Below are 18,353 nucleotides of genomic sequence, written 5' to 3'. Positions count from 1 at the left end.
GCGGGGCCTACTGATAAGCAGGTTTACTGAGAAATAAGGGAGCAATAGGCTCCCTTATTGATTTTAAGTTAACTTGATTCAGGGAAAGTCAATGTTGCTCCCGGAGCTTCACGGCTTAAGTGAATGAAATTCATATGTTTTTCATATTGGTCGAGAATATCGCTAATTACCTGCTCTTTGGTATAATCCATTAAATCATTCCCTTGGGAACCCTCCCATAAGAAGGTTTCTAAACGGTAATAATGGGATTTCCCCGAGCGGGCGCGATAAGTAAAGCCAGGAACAGAATAGCGTTGCGGCCAGACTTGATAGATAAAGCTTTGTTCATCATCAAGGTCAACGGTCAGCTCTAAATGTTCTAACCGTTCATCTGCAATTGGTGGCATCGTATTAAACTCCACTTTTGCTCCCCTTAAAGATAACTCTTTCGCCACTTCTTGCATCGCAGGGATACAAACTAAATCAAGCATCCGTTGCGTATAAGTCGTACCGGGGAAGTTCATCACACGGCCTAAACGTTGTTTCCAATTGAGGGTACCATTGCCATACAGTGGTGCGGGTGCATTGGTGTTTAATGAGCTAACGCGCCTAAAATCTTCGACTTTTAATGACTTATATAACCCTGCCATAATGAAGAAAATGACGAAGCTAAAAGGTAGCCCCATGATCACCGTGGTATTTTGTAAGGCAGCAACTCCATCAGTCATTAGCATTCCTAGAGTTAGTAAGCCAATCGCGACGGACCAAAATATACGCAACCAATTAGGTGCATCATTATTGATATCACTGAGTTTCGAGGTGAAATTCCCTAATACTAATGAGCCGGAATCCGCAGAAGTAACATAAAAAAGTAACCCTGTGATGGTGGCGATTGAGGCGGTTAAACCAAAGCCAGGATAGAGCTCAAGTAGTGAATAAAACCCTTTTTCAGGGGCTTCGAGTACAGTTTGAGCTAACTCACTATTGCCATGAATGATTTCATATAAAGCACTATTTCCGAAAATGGATAGCCACAATAAAGTGAAAACAAAAGGAATAATTAAAGTACCAATCACAAATTGACGGATCGTTCGGCCACGAGAGATGCGGGCGAGGAATAACCCAACGAATGGCGACCATGCCACCCACCAAGCCCAGAAGAACAGTGTCCAGCTATTCATCCAATCAGTTGGGCGGTCAAATGCGAAGCTATTGAGTGTCATCCCCATAAAGCGGTTGACGTAATCCCCTACATTGAGCACTAACGCATTGAGCAAGAACTCAGTATCACCGACAAATAATATGAATAAAATCAAGCCTAAAGCTAGAAGCACATTGAGCTCGGAGAGTATACGGATACCCTTATTAACCCCAGAGGTCGCTGAAATCACCGCCATGACAACGGATAGAAAGATCAAGCCAGTTTGTACCGTTAAGCCTTGCGGTAAGTCAAACAACACTTTTAGCCCATAATTGAGTTGTACTACCCCAATACCAAGTGTCGTTGCGATACCAAAGATAGTCCCCAGTACTGCAGCAATATCAACGGTATGGCCGATAGGCCCCTCAATACGTTTACCAAAAATAGGGTAAAGTGCAGACCGAATGGTCAGAGGTAAATTATAACGATAGCTGAAGTACCCTAAAGCTATACCCATTAATGCATACATAGACCAGCCCGTTAGGCCATAGTGGAATAGTGTCCACACCATCGACTGACGGGCTGCTTCTAAGGTTTCTCCATCGCCTGTTGGCGGAAGCATATATTGAGTGACGGGTTCAGCTACAGAGAAAAACATTAAATCAATACCAATCCCCGCAGCGAATAGCATTGCAGACCAGCTAAGAACGCTAAATTCAGGTTTGGATTGCTCAGGACCGAGTTTGATATTCCCAAAGCGTGATGTTGCAATAAAAATAACAAAAACAATGTACAAGGTTGCCGCTAATAGGTAATACCAACCAAAGGTTTTTGATACCCAACCTAAGGTGGCGACGATCCACTGATTTGCTGTTTCGGTCATCAGAATTGTAAAAAAAGAAAACGCTAGAATAAGACCAGCGGAAGTGAAAAAAACCACAGAATTTAATTTGTCTTTCTGCTGATTTTTCGAACTATGTTGAGTTGTCATCGGCAGTTCCACATTTTTATTTATTTAACAGGTTAAAATTACTTTTCACTCTAACTAATTGATTAATTAGTGTGAATTTGGTTTTCCTCCATATCCCTCCTGCATGTATTGTGAATTAATTGTAAAATACAATAGAGAATATTGATTGAACATTCAATTAAAAAAACGTTTAATAAAAGGGAACAGTGTATTTTTTAGGTTTAAATACTATGCCGAAGGTAGGAATTAAGTCGATACGTAAACAGCAGTTAATTCAGGCCACTTTGGCTGTGATTAACGAAGTTGGAATGCAAGAAGCCAGCTTTGTGTTAATCGCCCGTAAAGCTGGGGTGTCTACAGGTATTATCAGCCATTATTTTCGAGATAAAAACGGGTTACTTGAAGCGGCTATGCGCCATATTCAATACCAACTTGGGCTTGCAGTTGCGATGCGCTTAAGAATGCTACCGGATGCAGAGCCAAAATTGCGAATACAGGCGATTGTTGAAGGTAACTTTGACCCAACACAGACTAGCGAAGCCGCGATGAAAACGTGGTTAGCATTTTGGGCTAGTAGTATGCACCAGCCTAACTTAAACCGACTACAACAGGTGAATGATAGGCGGCTTTATTCGAATTTAAGTTATGAATTTGGGCGGGTATTAAGCAAATCCGATGCGCGGATGGCTGCAAAAGGGCTTGCGGCGCTAATTGATGGTTTATGGTTACGGAGTGCTTTAAGTAATGAAGTATTCCCAGTCCTAGAGGCACTGAAAATCACTAATGAATATATCGATATGCAACTTCATCGGGCAGAGGTAACAAAAACCTAAATATCAATTCAAAGGAGATAATATGCAACATCCACCAATCCATAAGCTTTATATTCATGGTGGTTACGTCGATAGCTCACAACCAGAATGCAGTCAATTTTCGGCAATCAACCCCGCAAATGGGGAGGTCATTGCCAAGTTACAATCTGCTAGCCTCGAAGATATTCAATGGGCAGTAGAAAGCGCCAAACAAGGCCAAAAGGTGTGGGCGGCAATGACAGCGATGGAGCGTTCACGAATTTTACGCCGCGCTGTTGATATTTTACGCGAACGTAATGATGAGCTGGCTTATCTTGAAACCTTGGATACCGGTAAACCGTTATCTGAAACTCGTTATGTCGATATTGTGACAGGGGCTGATGTCCTTGAATATTATGCTGGGCTAGCACCGATGCTGGAAGGGCAACAAATTCCGTTACGTGATAGCGCATTGGTTTATACCCGTCGTGAGCCATTAGGTGTTGTTGCTGGTATTGGTGCATGGAATTACCCAATTCAAATCGCTTTATGGAAGTCGGCGCCAGCGCTTGCAGCTGGAAACGCGATGGTGTTCAAACCGAGTGAAGTGACTTCGTTAACGGCTTTAAAACTGGCTGAAATATATACCGAAGCAGGTTTACCAGCTGGGGTGTTCAATGTGGTCACTGGAGCAGGCGGGGAAGTCGGCCAATGGCTAACAGAGCACCCAGATATTGCTAAAATCTCATTTACGGGTGGGATAGCTACGGGTAAAAAAGTCATGGCCAATGCATCTGCTTCATCATTGAAAGAAGTCACCATGGAGCTTGGTGGTAAGTCACCATTAATTATTTGTGATGATGCAGATTTAGATAAAGCTGCTGATATCGCTATGATGGCTAATTTTTATAGCTCAGGCCAAGTATGTACGAACGGTACACGGGTATTTGTGCCTAATTCTCTTAAATCACAATTTGAACATAAAATTGTTGAGCGTGTTGCGCGGATTAAAATCGGTTCTCCTGTTGAAGAGGACACGAATTTTGGGCCATTAGTCAGTTTTGCGCATATGGAAAATGTACTGCGTTATATCGAATTAGGGAAGCAGCAAGGGGCTCGTTTGTTATGTGGTGGGCAGCGTTTAGTGGATGGTCACTTTGCTGATGGCGCTTATGTTGCTCCTACGGTATTTACAGATTGTGATGATGAAATGCAAATTACTCAGGAAGAAATTTTTGGTCCAGTAATGAGTATTTTAGGTTATCAATCGGAAGAGGAAGTCATTGCTCGTGCCAACAACAGTGTGTATGGGTTGGCGGCGGGGGTTATTACTCAAGATTTAACGCGAGCGCATAGTGTAATTAATCAATTAGAAGCAGGTATTTGCTGGGTTAATACATGGGGCGAATCTCCTGCACAGATGCCCGTTGGTGGCTATAAACATTCAGGTGTTGGTCGTGAAAATGGCGTGATAACGCTGCAAAATTATACACAAATCAAATCTATTCAAGTTGAACTTGGGGAGTTTTCATCGGTTTTTTAATCACATCATTTTAATTTGACTGAAACAGAGGAGATAACAATGGTCTATGACTATATTATTATCGGTGCTGGTTCAGCCGGTAACGTTCTTGCTACCCGCCTGACAGAAGATCCTGAAGTTACTGTGCTGCTCCTTGAAGCAGGAGGACCGGATTATCGGTTCGACTTTCGCACACAAATGCCAGCGGCATTAGCGTATCCATTACAAGGTCGACGTTATAATTGGGCCTATGAGACTGACCCCGAGCCACATATGAATAACCGCCGTATGGAGTGTGGTCGAGGAAAAGGGCTTGGCGGCTCATCACTGATTAATGGGATGTGTTATATCCGTGGAAATGCGATGGACTTTGATGGCTGGGCTGAAGCTCCCGGTCTAGAAGATTGGCGCTATTTAGATTGCTTACCGTATTTTAGAAAAGCGGAGACGCGGGATATTGGTCCAAATGATTACCATGGTGGTGATGGGCCCGTAAGTGTAGCTACGCCTAAAAATGGCAATAATGTGCTATTTCATGCAATGGTTGAGGCTGGGGTTCAAGCAGGCTACCCGCAAACTGATGATTTAAATGGCTATCAACAGGAGGGGTTTGGTCCTATGGATCGCACAGTGACCCCTCAAGGACGTCGAGCAAGTACGGGGCGTGGTTATTTAGACCAAGCGAAAGGGCGAAAAAATTTAACGATTGTGACTCATGCAACCACTGATACTATTGAGTTCGAAGGAAAAAAAGCGGTTGGTGTGAAGTATTACCCAGGTAACAGTACAACTGCAACGGTGATAAAAGCGCGTAAAGAGGTGTTATTATGTGCAGGGGCGATTGCATCGCCACAAATATTACAACGCTCAGGGGTTGGTCCTGAAGATGTATTGGCGGAGTTTAATATCCCTAAAGTACATGTTTTGCCCGGTGTTGGGCAAAACTTACAAGATCATCTTGAGATGTATTTGCAGTATGAATGCAAACAGCCAGTTTCATTATACCCAGCATTAAAGTGGTATAATCAACCGATGATTGGTGCTCAGTGGCTGTTCAAAGGGACGGGAATTGGTGCCAGTAATCAGTTTGAAGCGGGCGGTTTTATTCGTACTAGTGATAAGTTTGCGTGGCCGAATATTCAGTTTCATTTCTTACCAGTTGCAATTAATTATAATGGTAGTAATGCAGTTAATATGCACGGTTTCCAAGCTCATGTCGGCTCAATGCGTTCTCCTAGCCGTGGGCGAGTACGTTTAAAATCATTAGACCCTAGGCAACACCCGAGTATTTTATTCAACTACATGTCATCGGAACAGGACTGGGAAGAGTTTCGTGCAGCTATCCGTATTACCCGTGAAATTATGGCTCAGCCAGCGCTCGACCCATATCGTGGTGCAGAAATAAGCCCCGGTAAACAGGTGAATACCGATGAAGAACTGGATGCTTTTGTCCGAGAGCGCGCTGAAACCGCATTTCACCCCTGTGGTACTTGTAAAATGGGTAATGATGAAATGGCAGTTGTTAATGGTGCAGGGCAGGTACACGGTATTGAAGGGTTAAGGGTGATTGATGCATCAATAATGCCATTAATTATTACCGGTAATTTGAATGCAACGACGATTATGATTGCTGAAAAAATAGCAGATAAAATACGTAATCGGGCACCACTACCTGTCAGCCAAGCGGATTATTTTGTGGCGGGGAATACGCCGGTTAGAAAAACGCCTTTAAGGGGGTAATAAGGCACTAGCATATTATTAAACCCGGTTTTTGGTTATTCAACAGCGGTTGATAGTTATATCAGCCGCTTTTTTTATGGGGTGAAATCATAAAGGAATTAATAAACAATAGTTATATTAATGAGAATGCAAATGATATTCATTATGATCTTGATCATTGTTATTATTGGTGTATATTTCAGGATAATTGATTAATACGAGGAAAAAATCGCCCTTAACCATTCAATAAATAAGGTTTTTGGTGTTAGCTGTATTTATCTAATTGCACTTACATCTCACTTTTAATTGACGAATTAAAGTATAGCAGGGGATATTTTCAAGCTGCTCGTACGATATTTCTTCATTTGTATTAAATATTCATTAATTAATGAAGGCATTACTTAAATGATATTTCAAAATAAAAATATAATTAGCTTACTTGTTATATGTTCTTCAGGGACGGTTTTAGCGGATGAAGCCAATACAGCACAGCAGAAAGATAAACTTCTCGTTACTGCGAGTAAAATAAAGTCAAATAGTAAGCGAATAGAGACTAAAGATATTTCGGTAGTAAGAGGCACAACTAATTCGGATATATTTGCTAATGAGACCTCTCTTCAAATAAATAATGCCAGAAATGAAGCAGGTGCTTTAGATATTGGTATTCGAGGTCTACAAGGTAATGGCCGAGTGCCTATTATTATCGATGGTAGTTTGCAATCGACGAATACATGGCGAGGTTATCAAGGTAGCACCGATAGAACCTATATTGATATGGATTTGGTTGATACCATAGAGATCGAAAAAGGAGCATCGATGAGTAAATTCTCCGGCGGTGCTATCGGTGGAACAGTTAAATTAAAAACGTTATCTGCTAATAGTATTATCCCCCAAGGAGAGCAATTCGGGTTTTTATTTAAAGGAAATATTTATAACAATAACCGACGGCCTTCTATAGCATCAGAGGAAGGGCGGGAGTCAGAGTATCGGTTATCTAATGGGGTTAAAAATAGTCATTTTAATAATGGTTCCATAACCACTGGTATTGCCTATAGAAATGATAAGTTTGACGTGTTAATTGCGCATAGTGACAGAAAACAAGGCAATTTTTTTGCAGGGAAAAATGGTTATCATAAATATTCATCCACAGATGCACCGATAAAACCCGGGCAAGAAGTGGTTAATACGAGTTATGAAAGTCAGTCAACATTATTAAAGACGAATATTTATCTTAACCCATATTCTAGTATTGAATTAAATTATCGTCGCCACGAACAGCAAGCTGGTGAAGTTTTAGCTGCTTATTGGTATCAGTATGATAATAAAATGCCACAGTGGTCGTTAGGAACCGCAAATATAGATACCGCGTCATTAAACTACTCATATAAACCTGATTCTTTATGGGTTGATATGAATTTAGGAGTATGGTGGACGAAAGGTAAGTTTAAGCAACGTAATGGTACATCGGATAATGTAAATGCTCATTATGGTGATCAATATAAACACCGTTATACCGATGAGCGGCTTGGATTTAATTTAGAAAATACTTCCGAGCTTGCCGCGTATCCCATCGGGATTACATATGGTGTGGAATATATGCAGCAGAAATCAAAGCCACTTAGTAAGACTTATCAGCCGATATGGACACCCGATGGAACACTAGAGGGGGACGAACTGACGCCGGTAACACGTAATGCGAAAGGTATTAATACATCCGCATTTACTAACGTTGAGTACCAAGGTGATTGGGTCACGGCGCTGGCGGGTTGGCGCATCCACTCGTTTGATGTTGATGACCATGTTCAAGGGAAAAGCCTTCATTACGGGCCAAAGAATGATTTATTCGGTGAATTGCGTTTTCATATGACGAATGAATTGGATATTTATACTAAATATTCAGATAGTTATAGAGAACCTAGTTTATTTGAAACAACGGCATCCGGTCAGACTTACTCTTATAGCCCTAACTCCCCACTAAAACCTGAGCATGCCAAGTCGTTTGAGGTTGGCATGAACCTTGAAAAAAATAACTTGATTGCCGATGAAGATGTTGCCGAGTTGCGGGTGGCGTATTTTAATAATGATATCAAAGATTATCTTTCACAAGGTGTGAACCCTAAATTGGAGGATTGGTCATCACCTTACGTTATAACCAAAAACTATGACAGGTTTAAGCTTTCAGGTTATGAGGTTGAATTAAAATACAATTCAAATTATGCATTTGGTTCCGTTGATGCCACTTTTTATAACAATGCAGAACTTTGCTCTCGGGATGAAATGGCGCTAGGGAGTTTACCATCTGCTTGTAATTCGGTTGGTTTTGCATGGGGGTTATCACCTTCACGTATTCCACCCAAGAAAGTTGTCACCGGAATTGTTGGGGTAAAAATGTTTGATCAAAAATTACAAACAGGTTTACGTGTACGTTATAACTCTGGGAAAGATTACCCACAAGAATGGCTAGCTGGAACAGCTGCAGCACCTGTTACCAAGCTGTATTCCACGACAACATTTGATTTGTTAGGTAAATACTCTATTCAGAAAAATATCCATGTGAATTTTAATATTGATAACTTGACGAATCGTTATGCATTTGACCCAGGAACCGTTATTTATATGCCGATTCCAGGAAGAACCTTCAGGCTTGGGTTAGAAGCGACTTTTTAAATTGCAATCAATTTAGTTGTCTCTGAGCCAGTAGGTTCAGAGACAACATTAATATATTTATTTACTTGTAAATTGCTTGTATGCACTCATGGTCTCTGCTGCGTACATTGCAGAAGGCCCACCCCCCATAAAAATGGCCACACCGAGTGCTTCTGCTAACTCTTGTTCGGTAACACCTAAATCAACCAGTATTTTGGTGTGAAAACCAATACAGCCATCACAACGATTTGCCACAGCAATACCGATAGCAATCAATTCCTTTGTTTTTTTATCTAATGCACCATCTTGGCTACCTGAACTAACTAGGTTAGAAAAATTTTTCATCACATCAGGAATATGCTTAGCGAGTTCAGGCAAATTTTGGCTGATATGAGTTGTTATTTGTTTGAAGTCTGACATTTTTTCCTCACTATATTTATGTTATTTATATTATATGATTTAATATAATGTAATGTAATCATGTAAATGATCAACCGGTATTTGCGTGAAATATAAACAATGAATTAAAATATGTTAAATTTAGCTTATGTTGGATTTTTAGGTTTGGTGGTGAGTTTAAGGCGTATAGAAAAGTGTTCTGGAATTTTAGGTAAAAAAAACCCTCCAAACATTAAGGAGGGAAAATAAATATAAAGCGAGCCTATTGGTATACCACTAATTATGTATAAACCATACCCGACCAGTAAAATAATTTTGTAAAAAAATAAATAAGCCGCTGAGTTGTAAAATAATGTTTATTAATTCATGTAGATAGCTATTTTTTAACGGAATTAATTAACCATTGTAAATAATTATCTTCGACTTGGCTTGGGTCAAGACGAATAAGTTCTGGTGTTTCGTATGGGTGAATTTCTTTTATTGCATTAAATAAACTGAGCTGATTATCGTGTGTTGTCTTAATCAAAAGCAAAATTTCTTTATCTTGTGTAATGTTACCTTGCCAAAGATATATAGATACCACTTCTGGTAATAGTGAAACACAGGCTGCAAGGCGATTCGCTAAAATATGTTGTGCAATTTTAATTGCACTTTCATGGCTATTCGTTGTACATAGCACAATGCAAGGTTGATGATTACTAGTGGTATAAGTGTTCATGGTAGACATTTAATTTCCTTATCAGTCATATTTAGAAATGAAACTACTATTAATGTTAGATTAAATATTCACACTGTGTATGGAAACAAGGCATAATATTTATAGTTATTTCTAATTGGAATTATTAGGTTAGGTAACAATACTTTTAATAAAGAGAGTCATATTGGTTTAATTCGGTTATCTGGTTTGTTTTTAAGCTGTATAAGTATTATTACTGTTCATTTTGGTTTTTTTTTAATCAATTGTGCGTGGTGTGGTATTTTTATCCACTCAAAAAAAATAACACTATTTACTATTTTTATTTTATTAATTCGATTCAGCCTGCAAAAATAGAGGAAAAAACATAAATAAAATTGAAATTTTAGTATATTAGGTAATATCGAAATAATTTACTGATTACAATGAATAGTTAACTGTATTGACATCATCAAATGTGAGAATTATTAATTCGCTGTATAGGTTCACTCTTTAAAATAAGAGTGTGGCCCTCTATTTTTTTAAAAAATGAGTCAATATAACCTTATAATTATATATTACTTATTGTTACAAAATAGTCTGGCTATTTTTAATAAAACCAAGCTACTCACTGATAATGATCAAAGTTTTTGAGCTGTATTGTTAACATAATGATAAAAATCAGAATATATAACTGAAATTAATCTGTATTTCCATCTTTATACGTACATGGATAACCTTATGAATAAGTTAACACCTTTAAAGCCTGTACCGACCTTAATCGCAGTTGCCATTACGCTAATAATTTGGTTCTTGATCCCTGTACCTGAAGGGGTTAATCCAAATGCTTGGCACCTTTTAGCATTATTTGTTGGCACAATTGCCGCCATTATAGGTAAAGCATTACCTATTGGTGGTGTTTCTATTGTGGCTATTTCTTTAGTTGCTGTAACCGGAGTCACTAATCCAGAATCAACCAAAGGCGCTATTGCTGACGCATTAAGTGGTTTTTCCAATGACTTAATTTGGTTGATTGGTATTTCTATTATGGTTTCCATGAGCCTAAATAAGACAGGTCTTGGGGCTCGGATAGGTTATTATGTGATTTCCCTATTCGGTAAAAAAACACTCGGTATAGCTTATTCATTAGCAATTGCAGAAACCATTCTTGCACCAGTAACGCCAAGTAATACCGCTCGGGGCGGGGGGATTATTCACCCCATTATGCGTTCTATTTCGGATAGCTTTGGGTCAAAAGCTGAAGATGGGACCTCAAGTAAAATAGGGCGTTATTTATCGCTGGTTAATTACAATATTAACCCCATTACCTCTGCGATGTTTATTACTGCCACTGCACCAAACCCATTGATAGTAAGTTTGATCATTAGTGAAACTAGTCAAAGTAATGAATTGACTTGGGGTATGTGGGCAATAGCTGCATTTGTACCTGCCATTGTGTCATTAATCTTAATGCCTTTGGTGATCTATTTTATGTATAAACCAGAAATTACCTCAACACCTGATGCCCCGAATTTTGCTAAAGAGCGTTTGAAACAGTTGGGTGCGGTTTCATTACCCGAAAAAATAACCCTTGCTGTTTTCGGGCTGCTATTATTGATGTGGGCTGGTGTGCCCGCCATGGTTTTTGGTCCAGCCTATAGTGTTAATGCTACCACTGCTGCTTTTATTGGTTTGAGTATTTTATTAGCAACAGGGGTTATTAATTGGGATGATGTGCTGAAAAATAAAGGGGCTTGGGATACGGTAGTATGGTTCTCTGCTTTGGTTATGATGGCGACCTTCTTAGGCAAACTAGGCTTAATTAAATGGATGTCAGTGACTGTTGGTAGCACGATTGACAGTATGGGAATAAGCTGGGTGTGGGGGATGCTAATCCTTGTTTTAATTTATGTTTATTCACATTACTTCTTTGCAAGTACCACAGCGCACATTACAGCAATGTATGCGGCATTTTTCTCCGCAGGTTTAGCGCTTGGTGCTCCGCCAATGTTATTAGCTTTAACGTTAGCTTTCTCATCTTCACTAATGATGTCATTAACGCATTATGGTACAGGGACAGCGCCGATTATTTTTGGTTCGGGTTATGCGACGTTAGGCGAATGGTGGAAAACGGGTTTTGTCATGAGTGTTGTAAATTTAGCCGTTTGGTTCTTTATCGGTAGCATTTGGTGGAAATTCTTAGGTTACTGGTAATAGTGAAAAATTTATCTAGTTAGAATAAAAAATCGGGCGAACAGCCCGATTTTTTATTGGTGTTTTTAACTTAAAAAAATAATGTGCTAATCACAGTAATGATAGCCGCGACGATTAGCGCAATTAACATCACATGCCCCCAACTGATCATATAGGGGGATTTCATTGCATGTTGCCATAATAAGCTTATTTCATCAGCATGTGCATATTTGCGAGTATTAATGGCATTTTTAACGTTATTAACTATATCGGTGGTAGTGTCGGCATTTTTTTGCATCATCATGATTACTTGCCTTTTATTAAGGTAATGATATGTGGCTTATTTTGTCTGCTGTGATTATTTCAGATATGTAAAGTCAGAAAAATTGATGGGGTTTTATACAAACTTCCTCCTTTTTTACGATAAAACTCGGTTTCAGTTAAATAAATAAGGGAAAAGGAAGTTTAAGCGCTAAATTAGCTTCATTAAGAGGAAATGGTTACTCATCTAAGGTCATATTTATGCTTTTTGGATAAGTATTTTTTTATTTGGAAAATGAATTAACAAAGCGAATAAATATGATTGGTTTGCCTACAAAAGCCAGTATGATGTAAGTGCTTGAGGGTGAATTTATTTAGAGGAACACATGTATTCGCAAAGAAAGGCAGAATTTTTCTTAGTGCTGACCACGATAATTGCAGCTTGGGGGTGGGTTTTTTCTCGCGAAGCTGTACAGGGAATGCCTATATTCGCCTTTCTCGGCAGCCGCTTCTTATTAGCCGCTATAATTTTACTGCCATTTTGTCGCGGAAAGAAAAATAAAGTAACTCTTCAACAACTGCCAAAAATATTAATGACAGGTGGTTGGATGGCATTGAATATGGTGTTATGGATCTACGCAGTGGCAACAACGGATTCGATAGGGGAAGGGGCATTCATTATGAGCCTAGCCATGCTATTTGTTCCTTTAGTTGCGTGGGTCATTTTAAAAAATAAGCCAGTGCGTTATTTTTGGCAAGCCCTTCCTGTTGCTGTAGTGGGTTTGGCGTGCTTAACTTTATTTAAGGCACAACTTGAATTTAAGGCGAGCCAACTATGGTTTCTTTGTGCTGCTATCGTCCAAGCTATTTATTTTTGTTATACCAGCTTATATACCAGAACCGTGCCGCTTTTACCTTTAACGACAATACAATTAGCTTGCACAGGTACTGTAGGCTTGGTGCTATCCATCTTTTTGGAAGAGTGGCCTGCCAGTATTACTGCACCGACGATGATGTGGTTTATAGCAAGTGTGGTGATAGCGACGAGTTTACGATTTATTTTACAGCTTATTGGCCAGAAAAATACAACAGCTGCAAACGCTGCAATTATTATGATCCTAGAGCCTGTTATGACAGTATTTGTTGCGGCTATTTGGTATCACGAACGGATGCCTTTGATTCAAATCGTGGGTTGTATATTGATTTTATGTGCTTTATTTTATTATCGTTGGCGTTGTTCAAATTCGCTACCTAAGTGAAATTAAATTATAAAAATAACTTAATGATTGCAGATCTTTTATAGGAAAACGTCTATGATTAATAGTAACAATCATAGATAGGAATATTTATCTAAATTAGAAGTTCTTATTTTGTATATTAAGATTAATGGTGTTGTAAATATAAATTATCTATCCAAAATAGCGAAGTACTAAGACGATAATTTGTTTATTGTTGTCTTCTTGGGTCAAGCGCTTAATGAGAAAATGGGCATAAGATGAAAAAATTAGCATTAATATTGGGTATGGTTGGGGCAGTAGCTGTGTTATCTGCATGTTCTGATGAAAAGGCAGAAATTGCTGAATATAAAACTAACTTTGTGAATACTTGTGTTGCAGGGTCAGGGAATCCACAGGGCGAAACAGCAAATGCTGTTTCAGCGATATGCGGATGTGCCTATGACAAAACAATTGAGAAATATGGCTTAGCTGAATTTAAACGTATTGATGGTGAATTGGCTAAGTCAGGTGATGCAGAACCTGAATTCCAAAAATCCATGATCGAATTTGTTCAGCAGTGTTCGCAAAACGCACGTTAGTCGCTTTAAACCCGCAGTTTGATGGCTATTCATCGTATAAGTGCTGCGGGTTTTTTCTTTCTATTTAAATAAATTTTTAAACTGATGTGGTGCACAACGTAAATATTGTGGTGCAACATTAACTTGCTGATTTAATTCACAAGCAGCTCTCCATGGCCAGCGTGGCTCAAATAAAATCCCCCGCCCAATAGCGACAAAATCCGCTTGATGAGTCGCCAGAATAGCCTCTGCTTGTAATGGCTCTGTAATAAGGCCAACAGCAATAACAGGCATCATAGTATGTTCATTAATTGCTTGAGCCAATGGAACTTGGTAATTAGGGCTTAAAGGAATTTGTTGTTCCGCAGATAGGCCACCTGAGGAGACATGGATATAGTCACAGCCTAAATCTTCTAATATTTCAGTAAGCTCGATAGATTCGGGAACGCTCCATCCGTGTTCAAGCCAGTCAGTTGCGGAAATTCGTACGCCAACTGCAATATTTGGGCTAATTGTTTCTCTAATTTCATGAAAAATATTCACTAATAAGCGACTTCGGTTCTCGAAGCTCCCCCCATATTCATCTTGGCGTTGATTTGAAACTGGGGATAGGAATTCATGCAATAAATACCCATGAGCTGCGTGAATTTCAATGACGTCAAATCCAGCTTGTTCTGCTCGTTTTGCTGCATCAATAAATTGTTTTTTGATTTCAATAATTTGTTCAATAGTTAACTCACGTGGTAGGTAGTTATCACCAAAAGCAAGCGCGGATGGTGCAACGGTTTGCCACCCATGAGGGTCAGTTGCTTGAAGGCTTTTTCCACCAAACCAAGGTAAATCAGTAGAGGCTTTTCTACCTGCATGGGCTATTTGCACTCCTAAACGTGCATTCGAATATTGCCTAATATCTACCAGCATTTGCTGCATGGCGGCCATTTGTTCATCATTCCACAGCCCTAAATCCTTGTGTGTAATACGTCCTTCGGGCGTAACTGCACTAGCTTCCATAATGACTAATGAAGCACCAGACAAAGCGAGGTTCATATAATGCGCCTTGTGCCACGGCGTTGGCATCCCATTGTCTGCTGAATATTGACACATAGGTGGAACGATAATTCTATTTTCTAGTGAAACTTGGCCTATTGATGCGGATGAAAAAAGATGACTCATAGGAACATTCCTTTTTAGATAACTTTAGTTATTCTTATATTATACCTAGTTTATTTTGGTCTTTTTGTGAGATGGTGTGATATTGCAAATCAACCTTACCTTTACATAAAGTTGAAACTAAAAAGCAAGTAGTTTTTTGGATCTTTGAAAAACATAAAAAAAAGTATAAATCCCTGTGTTGGTGGCTAAAAAATAGCTGAAATACTTAAAAAAATAGCATAAAAAATAAAATAGTAGAGTAAATATATTATCTTGGTATTTATAATTCTGTCACTTATAAATTAAATAAATAATCACCAATATATAATGGTTTTAATTTCACCTTATGGTTTTAATGGTTGTAATAGAAAAATACACTGGTTTTTTATTTTAAATAGTGATTTTAATTAGTGTGAACAAGTTGTTATCGCAGCAAAAATATAAAAATAGCCTTGCACTTGTTTCTAATGGTTTATATAAGCAACATACTGATATTGAATCAAATAGACAATTTAATTACGCAATTTGCATAGTCGTAAAATAGCATTAAATAATTAGGCTAGTTAATTAAAGCTTATTTCACCTGAAAAATATAATTCTAAGAAGGAAGTCGATGTGTTAACAATTATTGGTATTTTAATCATTGTATCTATCGTGACATTGCTCATGATGGGAAAAGTGAGCCCTATTATCGCAATGTCCTGTATACCATTTATTGGTGCATTATTTGCAGGATATTCTGTAGCGGAAATTTCAGTTTTCTTCGAGAGTGGGATTAATAAAGTCTCGAAAGTCGCTGCAATGTTTTTATTTGCCATCTTGTTTTTTAGCTTGATGAAAGATCTCCATATTTTTGACCCATTAATTCGGATAATGGTCAAAATGACTCGTGGAAATATTGTTGTTGTTTGTATTATGACTACCCTAATCGCGGGTATTGTCCATTTAGATGGCTCAGGAGCAGCAACATTTTTAATTATTATCCCTGCATTATTACCTTTATATCGACAGCTAGGTATGAGCCCATATTTAATGTTATTACTGATGTGTGCAAGCATGGGGGTGATGAATATGGTGCCTTGGGGAGGGCCTTTAGGGCGCGCCTCTGCAGTCACTGGAATTGATGCATCAACTTTATGGCAGCAACTTATACCTGTTCAATTAATTGGTATGGGTGGCGCTGTGGTATTCGCTATTATTATGGGTTTGCGCGAGAAACGCCGCATAGCTTCCGCACGGTTGAAAGGGACGACGCCGTATGAGATGGATTCGTTATTACCTGCGAGTGAAGAAATTGGCGAAATCAATGAAACTATCCAAAAGCCTAAAAAGCCATTAATTAATGGTGGTTTAATTGTTGCATCGGTGGTGTGTCTGGCATTTGGTTTATTATCAGCTCCATATGTATTTATGATAGCACTATCAATCGCACTGATGGTGAACTTCCCTAACCCTAGAGACCAAATGAAGGTCTTATCTGCTCATGCGCCACAAGCACTAGGTATGGTCGCGATTATACTTGCAGCTGGAGCATTTTTGGGGATTTTATCTGAAGGGGGAATGCTTGAGTCGATAGCAAAAGATTTAACTGCTATTTTACCAATGGAATGGGTATCAAAAGTGCATATCTTTGTTGGTATTTTGGGTGTGCCGATGGATATATTCACCAGTACAGATGCTTATTATTTTGCTTTATTACCGATAATTCAACAAATTGCAGCCACTGTAGGGGTAGACCCATCTGCTGTTGTTTACTCTATGGCTATTGGTAATAATGCAGGGACTTTTGTTAGCCCATTTTCACCGGCAGCTTGGTTAGCCATGGGGCTAGCGGGGATTGATATGGGGCGTCACCTGCGTTATTCATTTGGGTGGATTTGGCTATTTAGTCTATTTTTACTTGGCGCTGGTGCGGTACTCGGTCTCTACTAATTGACTTTCGCGCCGCAGTGTTGTTGGCTTTAAAAGTAACCCCTAGTCATACATTGGTATGTTCTAGGGGTTACTTTTTGTCGCCTAGTTGCAATAGCATCAGATTAGAATACATCCAGTTTATTTTTTGGTTTGTAATCTGTAGTCGGTACAGGTACCAAGGTGATTGAATAGCTATATTGCGAATTATCAGATAGTTACTATGTCGTAAAATTTACGGTTATGACATGATTTATTGGTTAATTATTATCAATAAGGTTTTGTTATGCGTCGGCCACTTTCTTCTTATCATCCTATCCTCTATTGGCTGCGTGTGACTCAAAAACGTCTAGCTCGAAGACTGCATTGGGCATTTTCCTCTCAATATTATGCGAAAGCGAAATCTTCTGAACGTCTTGAATATCGCTACAATAAGCACACATCCAAATTAATCCGCAAATTAGGTGAGTCGGATTTACGTTTGCAGTACAACAAAGTGACTAACTTGCGCATAGCCATTAAAGCCATGAATGGTATTACGATATACCCTGGGGAGTATTTTTCCTTTTGTCGATTAGTGGGAAAGCCCACAGCGCGTAGGGGGTTTCTTGAGGGGATGGAATTATCATTTGGCGAAGCTCGTAGTGGTATTGGTGGTGGAATTTGCCAGCTCAGTAACCTAATACACTGGATGATTTTGCACTCACCATTACAGGTGGTTGAGCGTGCTAATCATAGTTTTGACCCTTTTCCTGATGAGGGCAGAGTATTGCCGTTTGGCTCAGGTGCTGCCATTTTTTATAATTACATCGACCTTGTCTTTTACAACCCAACTCAAAGTGCATTTCAATTGGTTTTTAATATTGCTGAGCACCAACTTGAAGGGGAGTTGTTATGCAGTGATCCGCGAGAGGCGAAATACCATATTTATGAGAAAAACCATAAATTTACCCGTGAAAAAGGGGTGATTTATCGCCACAATGAAATTTGGCAAAAAGTGACGACTAAAGGGCAAGAACCAGTCACTTTGCAAGATAATTGTTTGTACTGCAATAAAGTCGTAGTGAAATATCCTATTGATGAAAGCCGAATTATTATCGAATAACTGCGTTTTTCATGAGTTTAGGAATAAATTGATAGTTTTTTCCTTGACAGTTAAGTTAGGATCTCACTGAATATAACACAAACAGGCCTAGAGAAA

14 protein-coding genes are annotated in these 18,353 nt (G+C 39.0%); 9 read left to right on the top strand and 5 right to left on the bottom strand.

From position 1 onward, the window contains the following. Nucleotides 1-68: 68 nt before the first annotated feature. Complete coding sequence (locus tag M1F14_RS16580) at nt 69-2,111, bottom strand: choline transporter (protein WP_042844202.1); 2,043 nt, start codon at nt 2,109-2,111, stop codon at nt 69-71. A gap of 209 nt (nt 2,112-2,320) precedes the next feature. Between M1F14_RS16580 and betI the strand changes: the two genes are divergently transcribed. The 4 genes from betI to M1F14_RS16560 all read left to right on the top strand — a co-directional run bounded on the left by betI (nt 2,321) and on the right by M1F14_RS16560 (nt 8,789). Further along, nucleotides 2,321-2,923: a transcriptional regulator BetI gene (gene betI / locus M1F14_RS16575; RefSeq protein ID WP_042844367.1), complete on the top strand. Its 603-nt coding sequence runs from the start codon at nt 2,321-2,323 to the stop codon at nt 2,921-2,923. 22 nt (nt 2,924-2,945) lie between these two features. Then, the gene (gene betB / locus M1F14_RS16570) at nt 2,946-4,424 is read left to right on the top strand and encodes a betaine-aldehyde dehydrogenase (protein WP_048606903.1); all 1,479 of its coding nucleotides are present in this window, start codon (nt 2,946-2,948) and stop codon (nt 4,422-4,424) included. Nucleotides 4,425-4,463: 39 nt separating this feature from the next. Continuing rightward, on the top strand, nt 4,464-6,143 hold the full coding sequence (betA, locus tag M1F14_RS16565; protein ID WP_042844198.1) for a choline dehydrogenase: 1,680 nt from the start codon (nt 4,464-4,466) through the stop codon (nt 6,141-6,143). A 384-nt stretch (nt 6,144-6,527) separates the two neighbouring features. Next, a complete protein-coding gene (locus tag M1F14_RS16560) occupies nt 6,528-8,789 on the top strand; it encodes a TonB-dependent receptor domain-containing protein (RefSeq protein ID WP_071547946.1) in 2,262 nt (753 codons plus the stop codon). A gap of 57 nt (nt 8,790-8,846) precedes the next feature. Here M1F14_RS16560 and M1F14_RS16555 read toward each other — a convergent pair whose 3' ends face one another. Next, nucleotides 8,847-9,188 (bottom strand): carboxymuconolactone decarboxylase family protein, encoded by a 342-nt coding sequence (locus M1F14_RS16555; RefSeq protein ID WP_042844196.1) that lies wholly within the window; start codon nt 9,186-9,188, stop codon nt 8,847-8,849. Nucleotides 9,189-9,543: 355 nt separating this feature from the next. After that, the gene (cutA, locus tag M1F14_RS16550) at nt 9,544-9,894 is read right to left on the bottom strand and encodes a divalent-cation tolerance protein CutA (RefSeq protein ID WP_042844194.1); all 351 of its coding nucleotides are present in this window, start codon (nt 9,892-9,894) and stop codon (nt 9,544-9,546) included. A gap of 687 nt (nt 9,895-10,581) precedes the next feature. On the opposite strand from cutA, the gene M1F14_RS16545 reads away from it, so the two are divergent. After that, entirely contained in the window at nt 10,582-12,054 is a 1,473-nt protein-coding gene (locus M1F14_RS16545; RefSeq protein ID WP_042844193.1) for an anion permease, read from the top strand. Nucleotides 12,055-12,124: 70 nt separating this feature from the next. Here the strand turns inward: M1F14_RS16545 and M1F14_RS16540 are convergent, their stop codons facing one another. Beyond that, entirely contained in the window at nt 12,125-12,337 is a 213-nt protein-coding gene (locus M1F14_RS16540; protein WP_042844192.1) for a hypothetical protein, read from the bottom strand. Nucleotides 12,338-12,680: 343 nt separating this feature from the next. Between M1F14_RS16540 and M1F14_RS16535 the strand changes: the two genes are divergently transcribed. Then, nucleotides 12,681-13,553: a DMT family transporter gene (locus tag M1F14_RS16535; protein ID WP_048606911.1), complete on the top strand. Its 873-nt coding sequence runs from the start codon at nt 12,681-12,683 to the stop codon at nt 13,551-13,553. 236 nt (nt 13,554-13,789) lie between these two features. Next, nucleotides 13,790-14,110, top strand: coding sequence for a hypothetical protein (locus M1F14_RS16530; RefSeq protein ID WP_042844190.1), 321 nt, complete (start codon nt 13,790-13,792; stop codon nt 14,108-14,110). Between the two features lie 60 nt (nt 14,111-14,170). Here the strand turns inward: M1F14_RS16530 and M1F14_RS16525 are convergent, their stop codons facing one another. Beyond that, complete coding sequence (locus tag M1F14_RS16525) at nt 14,171-15,262, bottom strand: NADH:flavin oxidoreductase/NADH oxidase (RefSeq protein ID WP_042844189.1); 1,092 nt, start codon at nt 15,260-15,262, stop codon at nt 14,171-14,173. A 594-nt stretch (nt 15,263-15,856) separates the two neighbouring features. Here M1F14_RS16525 and M1F14_RS16520 point away from each other — a divergent pair. Together M1F14_RS16520 and M1F14_RS16515 are read left to right on the top strand one after the other, a co-directional pair. After that, entirely contained in the window at nt 15,857-17,173 is a 1,317-nt protein-coding gene (locus M1F14_RS16520) for a CitMHS family transporter (protein ID WP_042844188.1), read from the top strand. A 265-nt stretch (nt 17,174-17,438) separates the two neighbouring features. Further along, nucleotides 17,439-18,257 (top strand): VanW family protein, encoded by an 819-nt coding sequence (locus tag M1F14_RS16515; protein WP_181469212.1) that lies wholly within the window; start codon nt 17,439-17,441, stop codon nt 18,255-18,257. Nucleotides 18,258-18,353 lie beyond the last annotated feature (96 nt).

The organism is Providencia sp. PROV003 (assembly GCF_045040775.1).
Classification (GTDB): domain Bacteria; phylum Pseudomonadota; class Gammaproteobacteria; order Enterobacterales; family Enterobacteriaceae; genus Providencia; species Providencia huashanensis.
The sequence above is the reverse complement of the archived record's forward strand: the minus strand, read 5'-3'. Positions and strand labels throughout refer to the sequence as shown.

Coding starts and splice junctions, on each gene's coding strand:
- M1F14_RS16535 (WP_048606911.1), top strand. CDS start 12,681: ATGTATTCGCAAAGAAAGGCAGAATTTTTCTTAGTGCTGACCACGATA.
- cutA (WP_042844194.1), bottom strand. CDS start 9,894: ATGTCTACCATGAACACTTATACCACTAGTAATCATCAACCTTGCATT.
- betA (WP_042844198.1), top strand. CDS start 4,464: ATGGTCTATGACTATATTATTATCGGTGCTGGTTCAGCCGGTAACGTT.
- betI (WP_042844367.1), top strand. CDS start 2,321: ATGCCGAAGGTAGGAATTAAGTCGATACGTAAACAGCAGTTAATTCAG.
- M1F14_RS16560 (WP_071547946.1), top strand. CDS start 6,528: ATGATATTTCAAAATAAAAATATAATTAGCTTACTTGTTATATGTTCT.
- M1F14_RS16525 (WP_042844189.1), bottom strand. CDS start 15,262: ATGAGTCATCTTTTTTCATCCGCATCAATAGGCCAAGTTTCACTAGAA.
- M1F14_RS16515 (WP_181469212.1), top strand. CDS start 17,439: ATGCGTCGGCCACTTTCTTCTTATCATCCTATCCTCTATTGGCTGCGT.
- M1F14_RS16545 (WP_042844193.1), top strand. CDS start 10,582: ATGAATAAGTTAACACCTTTAAAGCCTGTACCGACCTTAATCGCAGTT.
- M1F14_RS16540 (WP_042844192.1), bottom strand. CDS start 12,337: ATGATGATGCAAAAAAATGCCGACACTACCACCGATATAGTTAATAAC.
- M1F14_RS16580 (WP_042844202.1), bottom strand. CDS start 2,111: ATGACAACTCAACATAGTTCGAAAAATCAGCAGAAAGACAAATTAAAT.
- betB (WP_048606903.1), top strand. CDS start 2,946: ATGCAACATCCACCAATCCATAAGCTTTATATTCATGGTGGTTACGTC.
- M1F14_RS16555 (WP_042844196.1), bottom strand. CDS start 9,188: ATGTCAGACTTCAAACAAATAACAACTCATATCAGCCAAAATTTGCCT.
- M1F14_RS16530 (WP_042844190.1), top strand. CDS start 13,790: ATGAAAAAATTAGCATTAATATTGGGTATGGTTGGGGCAGTAGCTGTG.